Genomic DNA, 23,197 nt, shown 5'->3' on the forward strand with positions numbered 1-23,197 from the left:
GGGAATGGGGAATGGGGAATGGGGAATGGGGAATGGGGAATGGGGAATGGGTAATCGGAACCCACCCCTAACCCCGACCAGGAGGGGAAGAGCGGGAGATGGGTCGGTAATCGGTGGAAATTCTGGGAGATTTTCCGACAGACATATTTGGCGAAATTTCAACAAGAGTGCCAGTACGTACTCGCCCAAATGTAAAAAACCTACCCAAGTGAGGTAGGGAGTAGGGAGTAGGGAGTAGGGAGTAGGGACTGCATCAAGACAGACTACATAATTTTATGGCATAAAACTATGATTTAATTGCCAATTAACTGAGAAATAATTTATTCTGACACCAAGTTGCGGTCAAACGTACAACTTTCTCTTCTCCCAATCTCCCAATTTCCCTATCTCCCTATCTCCCTATCTCCCTATCTCCCTATCCAACCAATCTACTATCTTTGAATGCAACTCGGTATGACTCTTGACTCGAAGCTCCTGAATCCTGGATAAAGTTAGTTATCTCGAACTCAGGTTACTAGTAAGCACCTTTTTTTTGTAAAAGCACTATGGCAGTTTTTACTAAAATCTTCAAATCTAGCCATAGTGACCAATTTTCCATGTAAAAAGTATCTAGACGTACCACTTCTTCAAAAGAAGTAATATCGGAACGACCCGACACTTGCCAAAGTCCGGTTATTCCCGGTAAAACTGCATGACGTATAAAGTGTTGTTCAGAGAATTTATTGACATCTCTGATTGGCAAGGGCCTAGGACCAACTAAACTCATTTCTCCAAAGAGAACGTTAAATAATTGGGGAAGTTCATCTAGGCTATAGCGGCGGATGAATTTTCCTACTTTAGTAATCCGTGGATCATCTTTTATCTTAAAGAGAACACCATCTTTCATTTCATTACGAGCTTCTAGATCTTTGAGGCGTTGGTCAGCATCCACAAACATACTGCGAAATTTCCAAGCCTTAAATCGTTTATTATGTAACCCCACTCTTTCCTGTTTGTAAAATATCGGTCCTGGCGAATCAAGCTTGACTAAAACGGAAATACTAACAAACAGTGGCAAAAGCACAATCATTACTAATACAGAAAGCACAAAATCAAAACATCTTTTTGCCCAAAAGTCAATACCAGTAATTAGAGGGGGAGAAAACCGTATGGTAGGTACACTAGCAATACTAGACATCTCCAAGTTTTGGTAAATAGGTCCTAATTCTGTACACAAAATTCGCAAGGTTATACCTGCGTTTCTGAGACTCCAGTAAAAGAACATATAATCTTTTACCTTGTTCCAAGAGCAAACAAAGACTTCGGCTACCTCTAGAGCACTAATTTCTTTAATAAAATCGGATATGTTCGATTTATCTAACAAATTAACATCGAAGAATTTAATAATGCCATAACAATCTTCGTTCCCCAGTAGTTGAATTGCTTTTTGTTGTTGATCTGGTGAACAGATTATCAGGGTTGGATAGCGAAGTAAACCTTTTTTGCGAAGCCGTTTCAGAATAAAATCTATTCCTAAGCGTCCGATGCAGACAAGAGCGAGGCTTAATAGCCACAACAAACTATAAATTGGTTGAATCACAAATTGATCGGGCTGATACAGGCAAGCAATAACGAGTAGACTAATCTGGGAAAAAGTGATTGTCTGGGCTAGAGCTAAGTAGTCACGGCGTTTGTTACCAGAATTATAAAGGTCTTGTAAAGCAAGCAATAAAATTTCCCAGGGTATGACTACATAAACTAGTATTGCTTGATTGACTATTCCCCAATCATTATTTATGTGATTACCAAAATTAACGGCAATTAAGCATGCCATCAATAGCATGAATACATCAGTGACAACTAATGTAACGATGCGAAGCCATACAGCATAGGTATTGCGACGAAGTTTGGCAAAAACAGGATCACGTATATCAAATCTATAGGTTTCAGTTAAGGGCAGTTCCATGACAACTCCATTAATTAATATCCGATGAAAACCAAATTATTATAAATAATACTCAATGGTATTTAATGCTAACTACTTGGATTTAATACTTATAAAAAAATGCTAATTCTTAGAACATATTATTATAATTTAATAAAAAAACACTAAATAAATTTTAACTACGGCGGTTTGCATAACTATCAGGTACACAGGATTGTTTTCCCTCTTCCCTCTTAGCTGCTCCCTGCTCCCTGCTCCCTGCTCCCTGCTCCCTGCTCCCTGCTCCCTAAAAAACCATAATTTTGTACCTAATTGAATTGCAAACCGCTGTATGACCCTTATCCATCAATTTAAGCAAATCGGCCATTTTTTTGATTCAATACAGAGATTTTTTGCGAGGAACCAGCGATAACCGCAAAAATAAAAATATCAACGATTATCTATACAAATAAATAGGCACAAAACCGGATGGTTTTGAAAAATGGTTAGACTTCCTATCTAAGTATAAAAATGCCGTACACTGAATTTTGTTTGATGCTTGACTAAACCAGTGTTTCAAAAGTCTACCTCATACTAAACCATGGGGCTAGACAAACTAATTCACCTGCGCATCCTCATAAAATTTGAGAACTTATAACCTGCGCAATTAGGCTAAATTTGTAAAATTTTTAACTTTAAAGACACCCTCTAAGGTGGAATGCTCCCTACTTATATCTATGCTAAACTACTGCATTAGTGGCGATGCATGTAATCAAATGTGAGGCTCCCTATTTGGGAAGGATGTTTGCCTAAAAAACTATCATCAAAAAAAATCACAAACATCCTTATCGGTTCGTCAAAAAAAAGCAACTACCAACTTTGTAGCGCAAAATTTTATTTACGTCAACACTATTTTATTCTTTAAAGAATTGTATTAATCGATAATTTTGAACTTTCTGTGGAGAATATGTGAAATTTTGGCTGAGAGGTTATTTACGGTAAATTCACTACAGCCACAAATAAATTTTTGAGTTAACGTGGTGATGATTCACTCCCATGCAAACTGGGAAGTTTGCATGGGAGATTTTCTCGGGAAGCAATATCTACCAAAATTGCCCACATTACATTACAGGAAAAGGAAAAAATGACGGAACCAAAGAGAGCGCTAATCACTGGAATTACAGGTCAAGACGGTTCCTACTTGAGTGAGTTGTTGCTAGAAAAGGGCTATGAGGTTCACGGTATTATCCGAAGGACCTCCACCTTCAACACAGATCGCATTGACCACATCTATGTAGACCCCCACAATGAAAACGCACGGTTCTTCCTACACTACGGTGACTTGACTGATGGTGTGACCCTACGCCGGATCTTAGAGGCGGTTCAGCCATTGGAAATTTATAACTTAGGGGCTCAATCCCATGTTCGGGTCAGTTTTGACTCCCCAGAATATACCGTTGACTCGGTGGGAATGGGTACTCTCCGACTCTTGGAGGCGATTCGAGACTATCGTCAGCGCACCGGTATCGACGTGCGTTTCTATCAAGCTGGTTCTTCTGAGATGTTTGGGAAGGTACAGGAGATACCCCAAAAGGAAACTACTCCATTTTATCCCCGCTCTCCCTATGCCTGTGCTAAAGTGTATGCTCACTGGCAAACTATAAACTATCGTGAATCCTATGGCATGTTTGCCTGCAATGGTATACTATTTAACCACGAATCACCCCGTCGAGGGGAAACCTTTGTAACCCGCAAGATTACCCGAGCAATTGCCCGAATTGTCGGAGGTCAGCAGAAAAAACTCTACCTGGGTAATCTTGATTCTAAGCGAGACTGGGGTTATGCTAAGGACTATGTCAAGGCAATGTGGATGATGCTCCAGCAAGACAAACCAGATGATTATGTGGTAGCGACTGGTGAAACCCACTCGGTTCAGGAATTTTTAGATATTGCCTTCAAATATGTCAATCTGGATTGGCATGATTATGTGGAGTTTGACAAGCGTTATTTGCGTCCTGCTGAGGTAGATCTACTTATTGGTGACCCCACCAAGGCAAAGAAGAAGCTGGGTTGGGAGCCATCTGTAACCTTTGAGCAGTTGGTAGCCTTAATGGTAGAAGCGGATTTACAAGCCTTGGGTCTGTCGCTCCCTAACGGCAAAAGTACTCAACCTTTGAATGATCAAGCCTATATCCGTCAAGGCTTAGCTACGATGGTTGACTAATCCGTTAGTTTATGACTGATTATGAAGGTAGCATCGGTGATGCAAGCCAATACATCTGACCCACAAATCCGGATCGATAGGATTTGTGTTGAATAATGACTCAGTATATTCCTGCTTGCATTGCGATGTACCAGACGGTGATAGTTCTCCAAAAGCTAGGCAAGGATGACAAATAAATGGTAAGTTTAGATCTTAGTAATAAGAGAATTCTAGTTACTGGTGGAGCTGGATTTCTAGGGCGTCAGGTAGTGGATCAGTTGTGTAAAGCTGGAGCGGATGCACAGAAGATTACTATTCCGCGATCGCGTGATTATGACCTGCGTTCTTTAGAGAACTGTCAAAGAGCTGTGGATCAGCAGGATATCATCATTCATCTTGCTGCTCACGTTGGTGGCATTGGTCTTAATCGAGAAAAGCCAGCTGAGCTATTCTATGACAATTTAATGATGGGTACTCAGCTAATTCATGCCGCCTATGAAGCTGGTGTGGAAAAATTTGTCTGTGTTGGTACCATCTGTGCCTATCCCAAATTCACACCAGTACCGTTTAAAGAGGATAACCTCTGGGATGGTTATCCGGAAGAAACCAATGCCCCTTATGGGGTTGCTAAGAAAGCTCTTTTAGTCCAGCTACAAGCCTATCGGCAACAGTATGGATTCAATGGCATCTACCTGTTACCCGTGAACTTGTATGGTCCGGAAGATAATTTCGACCCCAGCAGTTCCCACGTAATACCTGCCCTGATTCGTAAAGTCTATGAAGCCCAACAAAAGGGAGAAATGAAATTGCCAGCGTGGGGTGATGGCAGTCCTACCCGTGAGTTTCTCTACTCAACTGATGCAGCACGGGGTATTGTGATGGCTACCACGGATTACAATCAACCAGAGCCAGTTAATTTGGGTACAGGCTATGAAATCTCAATTCGCGATTTAGTTGAGTTGATTTGCGAATTGATGGAATTTAAGGGAGAAATTGTCTGGGAAACTGATCAACCCAATGGTCAGCCTCGCCGTTGTCTGGATATTCAACGAGCGAAGGAGGAGTTTAACTTCACTGCTCAGATGGAGTTTAAGCAGGGGTTGAAGAATACTATCGACTGGTATCGACAACACGCTAGCTAAATCTACCCAAACCCATTTTAGGTAGGGGCGAAGTATTTGTACCTGGATATGTAGCTTAAACAGTAGCTCCAAGAGTGCCAGTTTGTATACAAATACTTCGCCCTCTAAGGGGAAAGCCAGACAGACTTTAGTAGAAGAGTAATCAAAAGACAATTTATATCCTGTCTGGAAGCATTAAGAGTGTAAGGTTTGGTAATTAGTAATGGGCAACGGGGAATTGTGATGACTACCAAACTATTACCCATTACCATAAAAACTTATAAAATTAACACTAAAACCAAATATACATGATAGTAAAATTTTTTTTATTCTTGTTAACAACTCTAACTTAATCAACTATAATCAACCAACATCCTAATTTGTTTTAATTTATATAGCATCTAACTATAGATAGATTTATAAAAAAAATACCTAGCTTCTGACGGTGAAAAAAGGGTGAGTAATCTACTAATTTTTTTTTGCAGTGAGTATTAAACTTTTTTCCTGAGCAATTATGGAAGCTATAGACTATTCAGAAGAAATAGATTTTCAGAAATACTGGCTAGTTCTCAAACGGCGCTTTTTGCCAGCTACCCTAGCCTTTGGTGGTGTTCTCGGTCTTGCTGCATGGTATGCCTCCTCTCAAAAAACTGTTTATTTAGCAGCAGCTCAACTGCTGTTAAAGACAGATAATTCCTCTTCTCTGACCGGGTTGGATAATCCAACTGGCACGATTGATAATGTGGCTCGCCAGAGCGACCCCTTATCTACGGAAGTAGAAATTATTCGTTCCAGACCAATTATAGAAAAAACCATCAGAGCTCTCAACCTCAGGGATGAAAACGGTGAATTTTACCCTCCTGGGGTCATTTTAGGAGGACTGAGTGTCAAACCAATTTTGGGGACAGACATCCTAACCATTTCCTATCAATCCCCTGATGCTAATTGGGCAGAAAAGATCGTTAACACACTGATTAGGGTTTACATAGAGAATGATATCCAAACTAACCGAGCGGAAGCTGTCGCCGCTCGTGACTTTATTGAGAAACAACTCCCAAAAGTTGAAGCTACTGTCAGCCAAGCAGAAGCGGATTTGCGTAGATTCAAAGAAGCTAATAAAATATTAGATCTGCAACAAGAAGCTAGCATTGCAGTCGGGTCGATTGCCAAATTAGACGACGAAATTTCTCAACTTCAGGCTCAGTTAGCACAGATAAATGCTCAGTCTGAGGGCTTGCGCAATAAGATCGGTCTGGATACACAGCAAGCTGTCGCAGCTACGTCTTTAAACCAGTCTACTGGGGTGCAGGAGGCACTTAGACAACTCCAAGAGGTACAAGCTCAGTTAGCAGTCGAGCGCACCCGCTTCAACGATGAATACCCGACAGTGGCTAAGTTGGCTCTTCAGGAAGCTGCACTATTAGAACTACTACAAGAGCGAATAGCACAGGTCATTGGTAGCCAACAACCAGCGCCACCGGTTAATAGTTTGTTAGAGTTTGGACCGATCCAGCAACAACTGACTGCAGAACTGGTTCAGTCCGAGGTACAGCGTTTAGGGCTGACTAGCCAGCTAGCTGTTCTGACCAATACTCAGTCGGCTTACAAACAGCGGTCTAGAGTCCTACCGAGACTAGAGCAGAATCAGCGGGAACTGGAGCGACGGGTAGCTGCTGCACAAGCAACTTACCAAATTTTGTTAAGCAAACTACAAGAAACCCGAGTTGCGGAAAATCAAAATGTAGGTAATGCCCGTGTTATTTCAGAGGCTATCGTTCCTGAAAACCCGATTCCGATCCCAACCAACCTGATCCTGGCAGGGGGAGCCTTTGCTGGTATCTTAGTTGCGATCGCTACGGCTTTCTTGCTCGACCTCTTAGACAGATCGGTTCATACGCTCAAAGAGTTAAAAGAGTTGTTCAGATATACGTTGTTAGGGGTTATTCCAGACTACGGCAAGCTGGTCAGTACAAGCTATTTTGGTGGATTTTCTCAACAGAATGTTTTCCCCATTTTTCCGAGAGATTTGCCCCGCTCTGTCATCGGTGAAGCCTATCAAATTCTGCAAGCCAATCTGAAATTTATCAGTTCTGATCGACCACTGCAATCGATTGTAGTAACCAGTTGTGTTCCTAAGGAAGGCAAGTCTCATGTCTGTGCTAATTTAGCTGCAGCTATGGCTCAAGTAGGACGTCGGGTGTTACTAATCGATGCTGATCTGCGTTATCCATCTCAACATCATCTGTGGGAACTAACTAACTCAGTGGGTTTAAGTAATATTCTCGTGGGTGAGGCTCAATTTGATCAGGCTAAACAGGAAGTAATGACTGGTCTTGATGTTCTGATGGCTGGGGTCATCCCTCCAAATCCTGTGGCTCTTCTGGACTCTCAGAAGATGGCTTCACTGATGGAGAAGTTCTCACAAGAGTATGACTGCGTTATCTTAGATACTCCAGCATTAGCTGGTATGGCTGATGCCCCAATTTTGGGCAAAATGGCTGACGGCATTTTGCTGGTGGCCCGACCTGAAAAGGTAGATTCTGCAAGCGCTAATGCGGCTAAGGAAATTCTCAACAGCTCAGGTCAAAATGTTCTGGGGTTAGTTACCAATGGTGTAATCTTCAAAAACGAACCTAACGGCTATATCTACCACAACAGGGAAAACTATACTCCGCCAGATGTCAGTCAAGAAAAGGCTGAATGTAATCAGCCGTAAAACCTTGCACGCTGTGAATCTATTATCCAGAAGCTGCGCTGCCAGAACGTTGGTGGCGCATTCTGATCATAATTCCTAAGGTTATTTGCTTCATCATCCAGTAAAATACTGTCAGCACCACGAATGTTACGGCCATCACTAGTAGTGGACCTTTCGAGGTTAAATCATTAATCATGCCCTTAGCTAAGGTATTGGGTTGAGCAACCAAGTCCCAGCTGTTGAACCGTTGGAATCGTCCTAGATAAATACCAAAGGCGCACAGAGCATGAGTAATTAACTCAGCTGAGGAGATCAACTTTCCTAACCTTCGCCGCTGCAAATACTCACCTAGGTTCATCACAGATAGAACGTAAGCTTCAAAACCGGTTAGGATAACTAGCAGATGTTGGGGAATAACAACTAGAGTAATTGTCCATACTGAGTAATTCCTGCGAATGGCTTGAATTAGATGAATCACATCGGTGAGCAGATAGGGCGCATTGGGCAAAAATAGGATAAAAACTGCTAAACCTATCCACCATAATCCGGAGTGTAAGCCAGATTTACTGCGGAATAGCCAAAAACTTAGAGCTAATGGTATTGATGCTAGAAACAAATTCCAAGCCATCCAGTCATTGTTGCTATGCCAAGCTTTCCATACCTCAGTTAGTAATGTGTCCATAGACATGATTAGTGAACCTTTGCTCTAGGGTAGATTAGCCTTCTTAAGTGGTATTGAATTTAATCCTTATCCTAACTCATCCGTTCAGCCTTGAGCTTTGAGCTTGAGCTTTCATAGGTCATACTTCATACTTCAGCCTTAATAAGCGGTTGACGGTTGACGGTTGACGGTTGAAAGTTGAAAGTTGAAAGTTGAAAGTTTAAGGTTTAAAGTTGGAAGCCCTTGAAGCTCATAGCAATTCTGCCTCATTACCCCAGAAGGGATATGATAATCAGTCAACTGGATTTGAGATAACCATGCCTCAGAATCGGATTATTACTCTCCTGAGTGATTTTGGCTTACAAGATGTTTATGTGGGTGTGATGAAGGGTGTCATTGCCCAAGTTAACCCAACTTTGACTATAGTAGACCTGACTCACCAAATCCCCCCTCAAAACCTAGCCGCTGCTCGGTTTAATTTGCTCAATGCCTATCCCTACTTTCCAGCAGGGACAGTTCATGTGGCGGTGGTTGATCCAGGAGTCGGCAGTCACCGCAGAGCGATCGCTATCCAACTCTCACAGGGTTTCTTGGTCGGTCCAGATAATGGGCTATTCAGTGGAGTTTTAGAGCAATACCCACTCATGGCAGCAGTTGAGCTAAGCAACTCAGACTACTGGCGCACTAGAAATCCTAGCACTACGTTTCATGGTCGAGATATCTTTGCCAGTGTTGGAGCTCACTTGGCTAGTGGCTTACCAATCGAAAGGTTGGGAGAGGTAATTGAGCCAAACACTTTGGTAACACTAGATATGCCAATAAAAAGACTAACCGATGATGGGATTATTGGTTCTATCCAATATGTTGACCATTTTGGTAATTTAATCACCAATATCCCAGGAGCTGAGGTTGATGGCAAAATTTGGTCGGTTAAGATAAGCGATCGCATTATCCCCCATACTCAAACCTACAGCAATTGCCCACTTGGAGAGTACGTTGCCCTAATTGGTAGTCATGGTTGGGTGGAAATCGCTGTTAACGGTGGGAGTGCTAAGTCTCAATTACAGCTGGATTGGGGAGATACAGTGGAATTAAGCATTAAAAATTAAAATGTTAATTAGTACAGAGTTCCTTTCCAGGATATTATGACCACATCACTACAACCATCTGAACCAGTAGTTTACCAAGGTCAGTTTGGCGAATTTACCATTACCGAAAGCGATCGCATTGGCGTAGTTATCTACCGCGCTGGCTTAGTGGTAGCAGCCTTGAGCTTTGCGATCGCGAGTAATTTAATTCTATTGCGGGGAGCTAGCCCAAGTATTTTAAATGTCCTGACTCCTCTTTATGGCTTATTCTGCCTTGCCCTAGGGGTTAGCTTAGTCACTATTCATATTTATCTAGCCCCCCTGCACCGCCTACTACAAATCTTTTGGGGCATTGGTTGCATTTCCGCCATTGTACTGGCATTTTCCAGCAATGAGCCCCTTGCTATATACATTTATAACCATCCTATTTCTCTATTCGGAATTGGTTTTACCTTTGCAGCGTTAACCGGAATTTATTTCAAGGAAGCATTTTGCTTTAATCGCTTGGAAACTAAATTCCTAACTCCCCTAGTACCCATGCTGTTACTGGGACATATCGTTGGATTTTGGTCTACAGATTGGGAGATGATTCTATTAGGACTATGGGCGGTTTTGTTTATGGTGTTTGCCCTGCGTAAACTATTGCAACCGATTCCCGATGATATTGGTGATAAGTCGGTTTTTGAGTATCTCAAAAAGAAGCGTCTGTAAGCTAATAGCTAATAGCTATCAGCTATCAGCTATCAGCTATCAGCTATCAGCTATCAGCTATCAGCTATCAGCTATCAGCCATTGGCCTAAGGCCACGCTACACCGAACCGCTTTTGGATAAAATTAAGCACCTCAAGCAGCGTGAGCCTTAGGCTCACGGCTGACCGCTTGACCGCACCTCAAGTAGCGTGCCCGTAGCGCATATGCTTATGATCAGCTTTTCCCCAGACTTGAAATTCTCATTAATCTCGAACTCTTAAATTATACTGTTTGAGGTTTATTTTAACCTGACGGCTGACAGCTGACGGCTGACAGCTGACGGCTGAATGCTTACAAACCTGTAGAGAATTAATAAGCTGCTAGTCATTAGTCAATTACCAAAAAACAATACTATAAACGAAGGAAGCAAGGGGACTGACTATAATCCTTTTTTAAATAATCCGGACAGATGGGACTTTGATTGGTAAGTAATAGAAAAGTGAGATGCTCTAGACCTTATTAGTCATCAGTGATTATTAGTCATCAGTGATTAGGTGACCACGGTTTTCTATACCGTAGACTATACCGTACATTAGTGACCACAATATCATTTATTTGTGGTTACTAATGACTAGTGACTATTGACGAGATAATTTTTCATTAAAAGTCCCAATCATGCGTTTAGTATGTAGGCGAAAACAGTGGGTTTTAACGGTTCAAGGATGGTTTGTGAATACTTTTTTGATTATTACTTGCAGTCTTTTTATGTTAACTCATATCCACCCATTTTTATCGATTAAGTCTCCGATTAACGCTGATGCATTAGTAGTAGAAGGATGGCTACCGGACTATGCCTTAAAAGGTGCCATCGAAGAATTTTATCGGGGTAATTATCAAAAATTGATCACCACCGGCCCTCCTCTGCGTAAAGGATATTATCTGTCAGAGTATAAAACCTATGCTGAACTGACTGCGGCAACGTGTATCGCACTGGGTGTTGAGCCAGATAAACTAGTTGCTGTTCCAGCACCAGATGTTAATGTCAATCGTACGTTAGCATCGGCTCAGGCGTTACGGGAGTGGCTATTAACCTCAGATAAATCAATCAAGTCTATTAATCTTTATTCATTTGATGTTCATACTCGCAGAAGTTGGATGCTATTTAAGCAAGTTCTTGCTCCTGAGGTTAAAGTTGGAGCAATAGCCGCTAACTCCCTTGACTATGAAGCAAAACAGTGGTGGGTTTCTAGTCAAGGAGTGCGGTCAATCATGTCTGAAACAATCGCTTATCTCTATGCTCAAGTTGTAAGTTGGAAAGTTTGAAGATTGCCAAAACTGCTATAGCAGTTGTGAATTGGGTGAGGGAGTAGGGAGTAGGGAATAGGGAACAGGGAACAGCGGATCTGGGAACAGAAACATTTTTTAACCTTTACTTCGACTGCTATATTATTATTCATTCATGGTGCGATAGGTAGCTACTGCTGAAGGAGATATCCGATTCAGATAGCGGAAAATCCAATATTTGATAACCGAATCCAAGATAACTGGAAATGTGGCAATGAACAAAAATATAAACTCTCGACTTTCTGGTATTCCTAAATGTCGGGATACGGCTTCTAGGATTACTTCCCAACCGTGGGGAGAGTGGAATCCTACAAACATATCGGTAAACAAAATAATGATAAACGCTTTGGCACTATCACTAAGTCCATAGATAATATCATCCATAAAAGATTTTAAAATAATTATATCTCGTTTGCTGTTCATGATAACTAAGGCAAAAGCAACTAGAGCTATAATGTCAGCAAAAATATTTTTAATGGCATTGGACCCTTGATTATGATAGTCTTCTGCCAGTTCATTAGCTTTATGCTTAATCTCTTCTTTCATCTCCTCCTCAGATAGTTTAGGAGTAAATCCCAGTAAGCTTCTAAAGTGGAGTTCTTCTTCAAATTTTTTTAACTCTATCAGAGCTTCTTCTTCCATCTCATAATTTAAAAAAATAGCTGATTCCTGGCTACTTCTAAAGTGTTCAACTATGGGACTAACTAAAAACGTTTTAGAAATTTGCTGAGTTAAAATAGGAACAATAGTTAAAATTAGGATAAATTTAATAGAGATTACGGTTTTACGTTGAGACCGACGAAAGGTTTTGACAACTTTCTCTTCGGCTCGTGGATCGAGTTCCTGCTGAATTCTTTTTACTGTCCCTACAATTGACCTAGGTAATACACCGGTTTTATCGGTTATTTTTTTGGAGTTAGCTCCTTGATTATTTCGAGATGAATTGTTGTCTGATTCCAAATAAGCAGCTTCTCTAAGATTGGAATTTTGCTTGACAACTTCTCTTGGACTGGCGTTAGTAATCTGATTATCTGGCTTTTGGTCTATGGGAATCAAGGCTGCGGTGGATTTTTCGGGTTTTGGTGGATCATACTTGTTGATAATTTCATCAATAAAATTTAATTTTTCAATAAGTATTGACTGCTGATCGCTGAGGTCGATTGACTCAGATAACCGAGAATTTTCCCTAGCTTGTTGTTGACTAGTTTCGAGAGGATTAGATCCAGTTAATTCAGAATTTATTATAACAGAACGACTGGTTTTAAATTCTGCTAGTCTAAGGTTGATAGTCTTTATATATTTATTAATTTCTGCCTCAAAATAGGCAATAACGCTGTTACTATATTGACTGGTATCGGCGGAGATTTTTTTACCTCCAAAATATTCATCTTCAATCGCTTTAATTTTTAGTGCCGCTTTGTATGCCTGATCCAAGGCTCTCTCTGGTGTATTGAAGAACCATTGTCTAGCTGTGCGTAAGATTGTTTGAAGATTCATTCAATTCTTTAGGTTCATACTCTGAACATCTCAGGGGTGCGCTCTTGCACCTAATTATTCCTAGAACTCTTACATCCTAGTTCATGTGGTATGATAACAAATTACCTAAAGAAAAATTCCGTGGTTCAAAATTCACTGTGGATAATTGGCTCAACTCGCACTGGCAAAACAACTCGCCTTGTGAGTCAGTTTTACCAATGGGTTGAAGGAGGACTGGATTGGTCAAACCCAAAGTCGAGTTCAAGATATCAAAGAACCCCCTCAAAAGCCCCAGGAATTTTGGTGTTTGCGGCTAATGACGATAATCGGCGTGAGTTGGCGGATCGGCTGACAGAGGTAATCCGGGGACGGTATCCCGTACTTTCCAAGACACCTTTAGGTTTTTTTCAAGATGAGGTAATGCTATTTTGGCCCTTGTTAATTGGGCGATTGGACTTCAAGGCACAGTTTCCGTTGCGATTGCGTCCTGAGACTGAGCAGGACTTAGCCACCCAGCACTGGCGTACTGACCTGGATAATGATCTACTACAACTGCCAGGGGGGAATGATTACACTAGAGTTCGTCGGCTCCTGGACTTGTTACAATTAGCAGCAGTGAGTGGGATACCTGTTGAAGACATTCCCCACATGTTAACGGTCGGGATTCCAGAGGAGGAAGGAAACCCGGAACTTTGGTCAACTGTGGGAAAGCTTTTGCTAGAGTGGCGAAGCTGGTGTCTAGAAAGGGGATTATTAACCTACGGGATTATTGCTGAACTGTATTGGCGGTATTTGTTGCCAGACCCCACTTATCAGCAGTATTTGCAGCAGCGCTATCAGGCAGTGCTGGCGGATGATGTGGATGACTATCCCGCGATCGCTCGGGATTTATTTGAGACTCTACTCAATCAAGGGGCTGTGGGAGCTTTTAGCTTTAATCCTAATGGACAGGTACGCTTGGGACTTAATGCTGACCCGAATTATCTAGCGGATTTGGCATCCCGTTGCTTGGTGGAAATCTTACCGGATTTATCTGTTGATGCTTTTCGAGATGAATTGGCAAACACAGTAGTGGAATTAATTAGTAATTCCATGTTTATTGAAGGTCTACCTGAGTCTATCCAATCGATTCAAACTACCTCCCGCGCTCAACTGTTGCAGCAAACGGCTGGGGTGATAAGTCAAGCGGTCAAGTCTGGGCAAGTGCAGCCTGGTGAAATTGCGATCATTGCTCCAGGTCTAGATGCGATCGCACGCTACACCTTAACGGAAATCCTGACTAAGGAAGGCATTGCCGTAGAACCCCTCAACGACCAGCGTCCATTAATTAGCTCACCGATGATTCAGGGATTACTAACCCTACTAGCGCTAGTGTATCCTGGCTTGGGACGGTTAGTGAATCGAGATGCGATCGCACAAATGTTGGTAGTACTCAGTAGCCAACCACAAGTACAGGAGTTGAAGGGTGAAAGGTTGAATGTTGAAAGGTTGAAGGTTGAAAGGTTGAATGTTGAAAGGTTGAAGGTTGAGGGTTCAAATCTGCAACCGGCAACCCTAATTGATCCTGTCCGTGCTGGTTTATTAGCGGATCACTGCTATGCTCCTGATCCTGAGCAACCTCGTCTGTTACCAGTGGAGTCGTTTCCTCGTTGGGATAGGTTAGGGCATCAGGCAACAACTGCCTACTCAGAGATTTTCCAATGGTTAGAACTACAGCGGGAGCAACAACAACAGGGTCTGATTCCTTCGTGCCTGGTAGTTTTCGACCGCGCCATTCAGAAATTTTTGTGGCATGGTTCTAATCTCGCCTATGACCAGCTAGCAGCACTGCGGGAACTGATGGAAACCGCTCAACACTACTGGGAAGTGAATGGACGCTTGGGGAAAGAGTTGAAGGTGAATGATTCGAGCCAAACCAACCAACAACCGTCTAACCGTCAGCGTTCCACCCAAACTATCGCCCAATTCATTCTGATGCTACGTCGTGGCACCGTTACTGCTAATCCCTATCCCGTCCGCCGCCTACCCACAGCTACCAATGGCGTTACCCTCGCTACTATTTTCCAATACCGTGCCGCTCGCCGCTGCCACCGTTGGCACTTTTGGTTAGATGCAGGTTCTTCCCTCTGGCTCAGTGGTGGTGCAGCTACCCTTTTCGGAGCTCATCTTTTTCTAAAGGAATGGTCTGGACGTCCTTGGACAGAGGAAGATAAAGTCCAAGCTGATCAACAGCGATTAGAGCGAATTTTGCGAGATTTATTCGGTAGAGTTACAGAGCGGGTTTACTTGTGTCATAGCGAATTAGCTGTTAGTGGCACAGAGCAGAATGGTCCGTTATTATCTTTGATACATACTGCGATAAATACTGCTGTTTCTTGACAATTATACTGGGATATTTCTGTTAGAAGTCTTGGCATGTTTGAGTTCAACTTTTACCAGCGCGAAGGGGCAAGCTAGATCCTTTCCGTATTAAAAATCATAGATAAAGGCCAAGAGAAGTATCAAACATATCACGCTCAATGGTAAGCCAAAAAGAAAGACAATGCCCGCGATTGCCCAGCCTCTTTGGTGAGCTTTGAAGTGTTCGATACTCCGCCAGCGACGACTTTTCCAAGCCCATTCATTTCCCTTGGCACCGAGCGCGATCGCCATAAACCAACCAACTTGAGGCACAAAGGCTATCAGTCCAATCCAAACATTATTCGTCATAGACCAAAACCAAGGTATCAAAAAAGCCCCCCAGTTCCAGCCTTTGATTTCATCTGGTACCGGTACTCCATCATCCAATACACCCCCTTGACCTGAATTATTCACAAAGGTGGCTTGGGTGGGTCTGCTCAGTTTGTTGTTTTTGGGAGTATTAAGTGTCATGCCCAACTCTAAGGCTAGAATTGCTTCAGACGCACTTTTGAAGCGTTGCTCTGGAGCCGGTTCGGTCAGCTTCTGAATCCAGCTAATCAGGTTAGCACTGAGGTTGACTTGGTCTTTAAAGCAAATGCGCAAATTCCGCTGGGGCAAGTCAGCGGGTGCAGTCCTGGTGAGCAAATGAATCAACGTCGCCCCTAAGCCATACAAATCCGATGCTGGTACTGCCCTACCACCAAACTGTTCCATGGGGGCGTAACCATAGGTTCCCACTACCGTAAATGTCGCGCCCTCTTGGGATGCCCGATCCTGCACTGACCCGAAATCGATGACATAAATCTGCCCATCATCCCCTAAAATTAGATTGCTAGGCTTAATATCTCGGTGCAGTACGGCTGGATTCAGCTGATGGAGAAATTCAAGAATTTTCAGCACATCCACAGCGATTTGGCGCACTTCCCCTTCTGTAAATCGTTTACCTTGATTTAGTTGTTCCTTGAGGGAGGAGCCAGGGATATAGTTGTGTACCAAGCCAAACCAGAGTACTCGGTCATCAATGTTAAAATAATCAAGATACTTGGGAATCCGGGGATGATTGAGCTGTTTAAGCACCTGTGCTTCTCGCTCAAAGAGTTTTAAATCGTCCCAATTAACGTCACCACCAAATGCCAGCAGTTTAACAACTACCAATTCTGGAGGTGACACTCCTAGATCCTCAGCTAGCCAAGTTTGTCGTCCAGCATTATGTCCCAGTTGTTGCTTGAGTTGATAGCGCTCATGTAATATCTGTTCGGCTTCCAGCATCTCGGCTTAATGTCCTCAGGGGCTCATCCATCCCATCAGCGTGCTCGGTTAATCTCAAGCTAGATGGGTGGATGAAGGGCAAAGGGCAAAGGCTAAAGGGGTGGATTAGATGATTATTTTTCTTACCAATCAATTTGTCTTACAAATCAAACCGATTTATCATTGACATTCGACCCCTCTAGCTTTAATATAGCCAGATTTTTCTGGGATAACAGGGATGTTGACAAGTTTATTCACTTGAAATTTGCCTTCCCGTAGCTACGACCGGGCGAGCATCCCTTTGTTCATCATCACCTTCAACGGTCAAACTCTACACACTAGGCGTTAACTCAACCCAATCCTTCAACCACTGGATGGAAGTAAAACGCTAGTCCTAAGACGACATAAGCTGCTAATAGCAAAACTCCTTCGAGCCAGTTGGACTTACCATCAGAACTAATTGAATTAGTAATCAACACAGCTACGGCTACTGCTACCAATTCAAAGGGATTAAAATCCAAATCCATGGGCTGACCCATAAACCACCCAGCTAGCACTAACACTGGGGCAACAAATAGGGCAATTTGCAGACTAGACCCTACGGCTACCGAAACTGAGAGATCCATCTTATTCTTCATGGCGACAGTTACCGCAGTGGCGTGTTCTGCTGCATTACCAACTACGGGGAGTAAAATTACTCCGGTAAACAGGGCTGTTAGTCCTAACTGTGATGTGGCAGATTCCAAGCTATCCACCAAAAGTTCTGATTCTAGAGCTACTAGCAGGGTAACCACTACCAAGACTCCTACCCACAACAAAATATTAGGTTGATGTTTAGATTCGGAACTGGCAATTTCACCGTGATCTGTTTCTTCTAACTCCATTTCCGCCATGCCTACATCAAACAGATAGGTGTGGGTTTTCATGGAAAATAACAGAGTTAGCCCATAAACCAGAATTAAAACCAGGGCAACTGCTACTGAAAGCTGTTGTAATGTAGATTGAGGAATACCAATAGATGTGGTATCCATTGCTGTCGGTAGCAACATGGCAATCACCGCTAGGTTCATTGAAGAGGCATTCACCCGCGCCACAATGGGCTGAAACTCCTGTTCTTTGTAACGCAATCCACCCAGCAGCATCGCAAATCCCATCACTAGGAGTAGGTTACCGATGATGGAGCCAGTGATGGTCGCTTTAACCACTTCTACTAACCCAGCATTGAGGGCAATTAGGGCAATGATTAATTCTGTAGCATTGCCAAAGGTGGCATTTAATAGCCCTCCTAGGTTTGGACCGAGCACCACAGCAATTTCTTCTGTGGCTGTTCCCATCCATGCTGCTAAAGGAATAATTGCTAAGCAAGAGGTAATGAAGATAACTGCCGAGTTCCACTCTAGAAATTCAGCGGCTACTGAAATGGGAATAAACACTAGCAAAATTGACAAAATTTGGTTTTTGGTGAGCATTTAGGTTTCTTTACCTCAAAAGAATTACTATGAGGACTTACGCATTTGCCCCCGTTGGTCTCCCAATTCTGGGGGACTTTGACATCATTACCCGCCCCATAATTGGGGTGCTAGCGGGGCGAAATCAACTTAACCGCGTAAGTCCTGACTATTCTAGTTAGTTTCAGGGACTAGGGCAGTATTACAAGGGGCTTGGTCAATCCCTCTTCCCATCCCCCCGTCTCCCTAAGCTGTCACGCCCCTAAGCTGTCACGCACTTAATTTTTGGGTTGAGACTGATGGGGAAATGGGGAGATACGGAGGTGGGCAGATGGTTTGACGGTTTCTTTGATATAGCAGTCGCCAGGGTAATTAGGACATGACAAAAGTCTCAAACTACAGTTTGGCTTGAGTTTAACTTCTGACTTCTGACTTCTGACTTCTGCTATAACATGAACAAATTCAATTTACATGGGTGTTAGCCGATCAACTGATATACACAAATTAGATAGTCAAGTACCTTACTCTGTCCCTGGTGTGCTCAATAAAGCTTTTCATAACTCAACGATTCCTCAAGCGCATCAGTCCTAGGGTATATTTTTTAACCATAGAAATTTGCTATGATCTGGTGAAGATTGATAAGATTACCGCAATTTGCATAAACTGATTGGAGTTACTTGAATTAAACCTTGCGGTTGAATTAATCATTGTGTTAAGCATTTAACGTTTGTCCCAACTATCCGCTGTCCCAACTATCCGCTACTTTTGTTCGTTACTGCCAAACCAGTATAAGTTTGCTCAAGGGTATTCGCGCTCCGGGTCCCAAACATGAAGTTATCGGGTTGGGTGAGCTGTGTTGCTGTTTTTTGAATGCATATTCCCATGACTTCAGTAGCTGAACTGCTAGTGTTACAAGCTGAGGAAATAAAGTCCACTGCTAAGTCCACTGCCAAGATCAAACACTACTCGACGCTCAACAACGACCCCCTAGATCCTGCCACAGGTGTCTATATTACTATCCACGGTCATTTCTACCAACCGCCTCGGGAAAACCCTGATCTAGATACGATTGAGCGTCAGCCTACTGCTGCTCCGTTTCATGACTGGAACGAACGGATTTACTATGAGTGCTACCGCCCCAATGCCTTTGCTAGGGTATTAAATGACCAAGGAGAAGTAATAGATATTGTCAATAACTATGAGTATTTGAGCTTCAATATTGGTCCAACGTTAATGTCCTGGCTGGAAAATTACGATGTGGAAGTGTATCAGCGGATTCTGGAAGCGGACAAGAAGAGTTGCGATCGCTTAAATGGTCACGGAAATGCGATCGCTCAAGTGTACAACCACATCATCCTTCCCTTAGCCAATGAACGGGACAAATACACCCAAATCCGTTGGGGAAAAGCGGACTTCCGTTCCCGCTTTGGTCGTGAACCCGAAGGGATGTGGCTGGCGGAAACGGCAGTAGACTATCCCACCTTGGAAGCATTGGTAGCAGAAGATATTCGCTTTATTATCCTAGCCCCTGCCCAAGCTCAACGTTGCCGCCCAATTCCCACTGAACTCACCAGTGAACACAATAGTAATTCTCCATGGCAGGAAGTGGGAGGTGCTCAGATTGACCCTACTCGGCCTTACCGTTGCTTCCTCAAAAATGGCAAATTTATTGATATCTTTTTCTATGATGGCCCAATCTCCAGAGATATGGGCTTCAATGATTTACTCAGCAGTACTGAACACTTCGCCAAGCGTTTGGGTCAAGCAGTACGTGGGGATCATCGCAGTGCCCAGTTGATTGCTGTGGCAACGGATGGGGAAACCTTTGGCCATCACAAAACAGGCACTGAGAAGTGTATTGCCTACGCTTTTACCCATGAGTTTCCCCAGCGCAACTGGACAGTAACCAACTTTGCCCACTACCTTAGCTTTAATCCGCCCACCTGGGAAGTGGTACTGAAGCCAGTAACAGCCTGGAGTTGCTCCCATGGGGTTGACCGTTGGCAAGATGATTGTGGCTGTGGTGGTGGCGGGAAGTGGTACCAAACGTGGCGTCGTCCCCTGCGGAATGCCCTGGATTGGTTACGGGATGAATTGATTCAGGTATATCAAGAGACTGCTAGCCAATTCTTCCATGACCCTTGGCTAGCCCGGGATGAGTATATCCAAGTGGTTCAGAACCGTTCCCCAGCCAATGTGGAAAGTTTTCTGGAGCGTCATAGTACTCACCCACTGGCTCAAGCCCAACAAGTGGATGCCTTACGACTCCTGGAAATGCAGCGTCATGCTCTGCTGATGTATACCAGTTGTGGTTGGTTTTTTGAGGAAATCTCCCGTCCAGAAGGGGTTCAGATTCTGCGGTATGCTGCCCGTGCTATCGAGTTAGCTGGTGATGTTGCTAAAGTCCAACTGCAAGAAGAATTTATCCAACGCCTTGCTCTAGCACCCAGTAATGTGGAATGCTTTAAAACTGGTGACCAGATTTATCGCCAACTAGTGGTGTCAGCCCACGTTAGCTGGAAGCAAGTAGTAGCAGACTATGCCATTACTTCCCTATTTAACAACTATTCCCAAGAAGACAAAATCTACTGTTACTATGCCCATCAGCAATATTACCAGCTAAAACGAATCGGGGCATTAACCCTAGCTGTGGGACAGTTACAATTGGTTTCTGAAATAACTAGGGAAAGTGATGATTTTGTGTTTGCCTTGCTATACCTAGGTGGTTGGGACTTCCACTGCTGTATTCAACCCCTTGCTGAATGTCGAGGCTACCGCCAGCGGTTGGACACATTATTTAATGCCCTAGACCAAGGCAGTGCAGCCCACACAATTTTGGTAATGAATCAGCTGTTTGGGCAGCAACATTTTAATTTGCAGCATCTGTTTGCTGAAGAGCGACACCGGATTATGCAGCTGTTGAGCCAGGAAACCTTGACCCGTTTGGATCAGCTCTATACCCAGGTTTATCGGGATAACTATAGAGCCTTGATGGCTTTCCATCAGGGTGGGTTATCTGTTCCCAAGGAGTTGCAAGTAGCAGCAGAAATTGCTATATCCAATCAGTGTATTACTGTGATTAGGGCATTAGATAGTGATAGCAGTGATCAGCAGGTGGTATGGAGTAGCTTGGCAGAGTTAGAAGCGATCGCAATAGCAGCGAATCATCTCCACTGTCAGTTGAATACCCTAGAAGTCAAGCAAACCTTAGAAAAGTTAATTTTGCGTACGCTCTGGCAAATTCTTTACGATAGCAACCCAGAGGAAGTGGAAGTCGATATTCAACGGCTAGACAAAATGATTGATCTAGGCAATCAGCTCAATCTAAGCTTATCCTTAGATCGTTGCCAAGAACTTTACTTGCAGTACTTACATAACCAACTTTTGCCTCAGCTGATCCAAAGCCAAGACTTAAAGAAAGATAGTAAAGATAGTGATAGCAATGGCAGCTATCCCTGGCTATGTAACATGTGTACCTCCAGTGCTTCCCTTAGTACTTCACTTTCCCCAAGCCCCCTACTCAAGTTGGGTCAAACCTTAGCAGTGGATCTCAGTGGTTGGGTAACCAATCTACCCTCACCAGGGTAGGAGAGTGTAGGTTGGTTACCGTGAATCATCAACAGTTAACTATAGCTTTTAACTATAGCGTTGCTATTACAGTTTGTGATTAGAGAGCACACTGGCACCAAAGGCTCCTACTGCTAGCAGACTTAGCACCGACATCGGTTCAGGAACAGTAGTCTTAGAAACAGCTGCTGCTCCAAAGATCCTATTAATACCCCCGAAGGCGACATTTTGACTAAAAGTACCTGCTCCTGTGGTTGGATCGATGGTGATCTGTTGTCGATCAGCTGTGTAACCGAACAAGGTTCCATTTTCAAAGAACAAGCCAAATATATCCCTAAAGCCGATACTACCAATCTCAGTAGCTGTACCGTCATTAGCGATAGAGAACAAGATGTCAGAGCTGCCGTCAACAGAGAGTGATGTGGCAAAAAATTGATTATTTACAGAATCGAATGCTATGTCGCCACTGCTGTTGAAGTTAGGAATTGTAGCCACTAATGATGCAGCACCACTAGAGGTATCAATAGTATAAAAACTATCATCTCCAGCGCCGTAAAGCACGTTATCATCATCAGAAAACCCTAAAGCATTTATAAACGCAAAAAGGTAGCCAATTAGGGAGGATAAACCCGTGCTTTTATCAATACTATACAAAGCGCTGGGAGTGACACCAAATAGCTCCCCACTATTTGATAAAGCTATATCAAAAAAGGGGATACCGTCGCTGTTCAATGGTGTGAATTTTCCGGTTGAAGTATCGATTTTTCCAACTTGTCCATTGGAAGTAGAGAGGAAGGATGCCGCCTGAGCTGTTCCTATTGTTCCTAGGCTAAAAACTACTGCCCCAGCCATAGCTATTGGTAATTTTTTCATGATAGTTTTATGCTGCAACTCTTAGATGTAGACAGTGACCTTACTCTGAAATTTGATATCAAGTCCGTTTGATTCCCTGGTTTATAGTCGGCTTTTTTGTGCCCTTTTTCCTTGAATACTCTTGTTTTAGACAATACTGATGCTACCGGACTTGATATCAATAAACTACTCCAAAGTAAGATCAGTAAATCCTAAGCATTAAGCTATCAGCCGTCAGCGGTCAGCCTAATGCTTAAAATAAACCTCAAACGGTAGAATTTAAGCATTCGAGATTTTAGAGAATTCAAAGTCTGGGGAAAAGCCCATCAGCCCAAGACTATGAATCCTTGGCAGCAGCTGAAAGCTGAAAGCTGACGGCTGAATGCTTATAGTAAACCTACAAAAGAGAAAATTATTTACCTTTTGCTTATGTTTATATTCATTAAATTTAACTAGATTTTTCTCTCTCCGAAACTATGAATCGGTAGGATTCACAAAATC

Annotated in this window: 15 protein-coding genes; 9 read left to right on the top strand and 6 right to left on the bottom strand. The window is 43.0% G+C overall.

What is annotated here, in order from left to right; all coding sequences use genetic code 11:
• Window positions 1–514: 514 nt before the first annotated feature.
• Entirely contained in the window at window positions 515–1,945 is a 1,431-nt protein-coding gene (locus F6K37_RS09895; RefSeq protein ID WP_008189982.1) for a sugar transferase, read from the bottom strand.
• Window positions 1,946–3,047: 1,102 nt separating this feature from the next.
• Here F6K37_RS09895 and gmd point away from each other — a divergent pair.
• The 3 genes from gmd (at window position 3,048) to F6K37_RS09910 (ending at window position 7,943) form a co-directional block, all read left to right on the top strand.
• Window positions 3,048–4,127 carry a GDP-mannose 4,6-dehydratase gene (gmd, locus tag F6K37_RS09900; protein WP_044495291.1) on the top strand — a complete coding sequence of 360 codons (1,080 nt, stop codon included), beginning with the start codon at window positions 3,048–3,050 and terminating at the stop codon, window positions 4,125–4,127.
• A 176-nt stretch (window positions 4,128–4,303) separates the two neighbouring features.
• Window positions 4,304–5,248 (top strand): GDP-L-fucose synthase family protein, encoded by a 945-nt coding sequence (locus tag F6K37_RS09905; protein ID WP_287249849.1) that lies wholly within the window; start codon window positions 4,304–4,306, stop codon window positions 5,246–5,248.
• 493 nt (window positions 5,249–5,741) lie between these two features.
• Window positions 5,742–7,943, top strand: a complete 2,202-nt coding sequence (locus F6K37_RS09910; RefSeq protein WP_008189977.1) for a GumC family protein — start codon at window positions 5,742–5,744, stop codon at window positions 7,941–7,943.
• Window positions 7,944–7,965: 22 nt separating this feature from the next.
• Here the strand turns inward: F6K37_RS09910 and F6K37_RS09915 are convergent, their stop codons facing one another.
• Window positions 7,966–8,604, bottom strand: coding sequence for a DUF1361 domain-containing protein (locus tag F6K37_RS09915; RefSeq protein WP_008189975.1), 639 nt, complete (start codon window positions 8,602–8,604; stop codon window positions 7,966–7,968).
• Window positions 8,605–8,900: 296 nt separating this feature from the next.
• Here F6K37_RS09915 and F6K37_RS09920 point away from each other — a divergent pair, with 296 nt between their 5' ends.
• The 4 genes from F6K37_RS09920 (at window position 8,901) to F6K37_RS09935 (ending at window position 11,684) form a co-directional block, all read left to right on the top strand.
• Window positions 8,901–9,692: an SAM hydrolase/SAM-dependent halogenase family protein gene (locus tag F6K37_RS09920; protein WP_287249864.1), complete on the top strand. Its 792-nt coding sequence runs from the start codon at window positions 8,901–8,903 to the stop codon at window positions 9,690–9,692.
• Window positions 9,693–9,728: 36 nt separating this feature from the next.
• Window positions 9,729–10,382, top strand: coding sequence for a DUF2301 domain-containing membrane protein (locus F6K37_RS09925; RefSeq protein ID WP_071102652.1), 654 nt, complete (start codon window positions 9,729–9,731; stop codon window positions 10,380–10,382).
• Window positions 10,354–10,503: a hypothetical protein gene (locus tag F6K37_RS09930; RefSeq protein WP_287249853.1), complete on the top strand. Its 150-nt coding sequence runs from the start codon at window positions 10,354–10,356 to the stop codon at window positions 10,501–10,503. The genes F6K37_RS09925 and F6K37_RS09930 overlap by 29 nt, the downstream gene beginning before the upstream one ends.
• A gap of 623 nt (window positions 10,504–11,126) precedes the next feature.
• Entirely contained in the window at window positions 11,127–11,684 is a 558-nt protein-coding gene (locus tag F6K37_RS09935; RefSeq protein ID WP_008189968.1) for an ElyC/SanA/YdcF family protein, read from the top strand.
• Between the two features lie 126 nt (window positions 11,685–11,810).
• On the opposite strand, the gene F6K37_RS09940 is transcribed toward F6K37_RS09935, so the two are convergent.
• Window positions 11,811–13,202, bottom strand: coding sequence for a proton extrusion protein PcxA (locus F6K37_RS09940; RefSeq protein WP_287249856.1), 1,392 nt, complete (start codon window positions 13,200–13,202; stop codon window positions 11,811–11,813).
• A gap of 90 nt (window positions 13,203–13,292) precedes the next feature.
• Here F6K37_RS09940 and F6K37_RS09945 point away from each other — a divergent pair, with 90 nt between their 5' ends.
• Window positions 13,293–15,560 (top strand): recombinase family protein, encoded by a 2,268-nt coding sequence (locus F6K37_RS09945; protein ID WP_287249859.1) that lies wholly within the window; start codon window positions 13,293–13,295, stop codon window positions 15,558–15,560.
• A gap of 90 nt (window positions 15,561–15,650) precedes the next feature.
• Here F6K37_RS09945 and F6K37_RS09950 read toward each other — a convergent pair whose 3' ends face one another.
• Together F6K37_RS09950 and cax are read right to left on the bottom strand one after the other, a co-directional pair.
• Complete coding sequence (locus F6K37_RS09950) at window positions 15,651–16,850, bottom strand: serine/threonine protein kinase (RefSeq protein WP_287249861.1); 1,200 nt, start codon at window positions 16,848–16,850, stop codon at window positions 15,651–15,653.
• Between the two features lie 329 nt (window positions 16,851–17,179).
• Window positions 17,180–18,298, bottom strand: coding sequence for a calcium/proton exchanger (gene cax / locus F6K37_RS09955; protein ID WP_008189958.1), 1,119 nt, complete (start codon window positions 18,296–18,298; stop codon window positions 17,180–17,182).
• A gap of 861 nt (window positions 18,299–19,159) precedes the next feature.
• Here cax and F6K37_RS09960 point away from each other — a divergent pair.
• A complete protein-coding gene (locus tag F6K37_RS09960) occupies window positions 19,160–21,865 on the top strand; it encodes a DUF3536 domain-containing protein (RefSeq protein WP_008189954.1) in 2,706 nt (901 codons plus the stop codon).
• Window positions 21,866–21,931: 66 nt separating this feature from the next.
• On the opposite strand, the gene F6K37_RS09965 is transcribed toward F6K37_RS09960, so the two are convergent.
• Entirely contained in the window at window positions 21,932–22,717 is a 786-nt protein-coding gene (locus F6K37_RS09965) for a PEP-CTERM sorting domain-containing protein (RefSeq protein WP_008189952.1), read from the bottom strand.
• Between the last annotated feature and the right edge of the window lie 480 nt (window positions 22,718–23,197).

Origin of the sequence: Moorena sp. SIO4E2, assembly GCF_010671945.1 — a bacterium.
In the GTDB taxonomy this organism is placed as follows: domain Bacteria; phylum Cyanobacteriota; class Cyanobacteriia; order Cyanobacteriales; family Coleofasciculaceae; genus Moorena; species Moorena producens.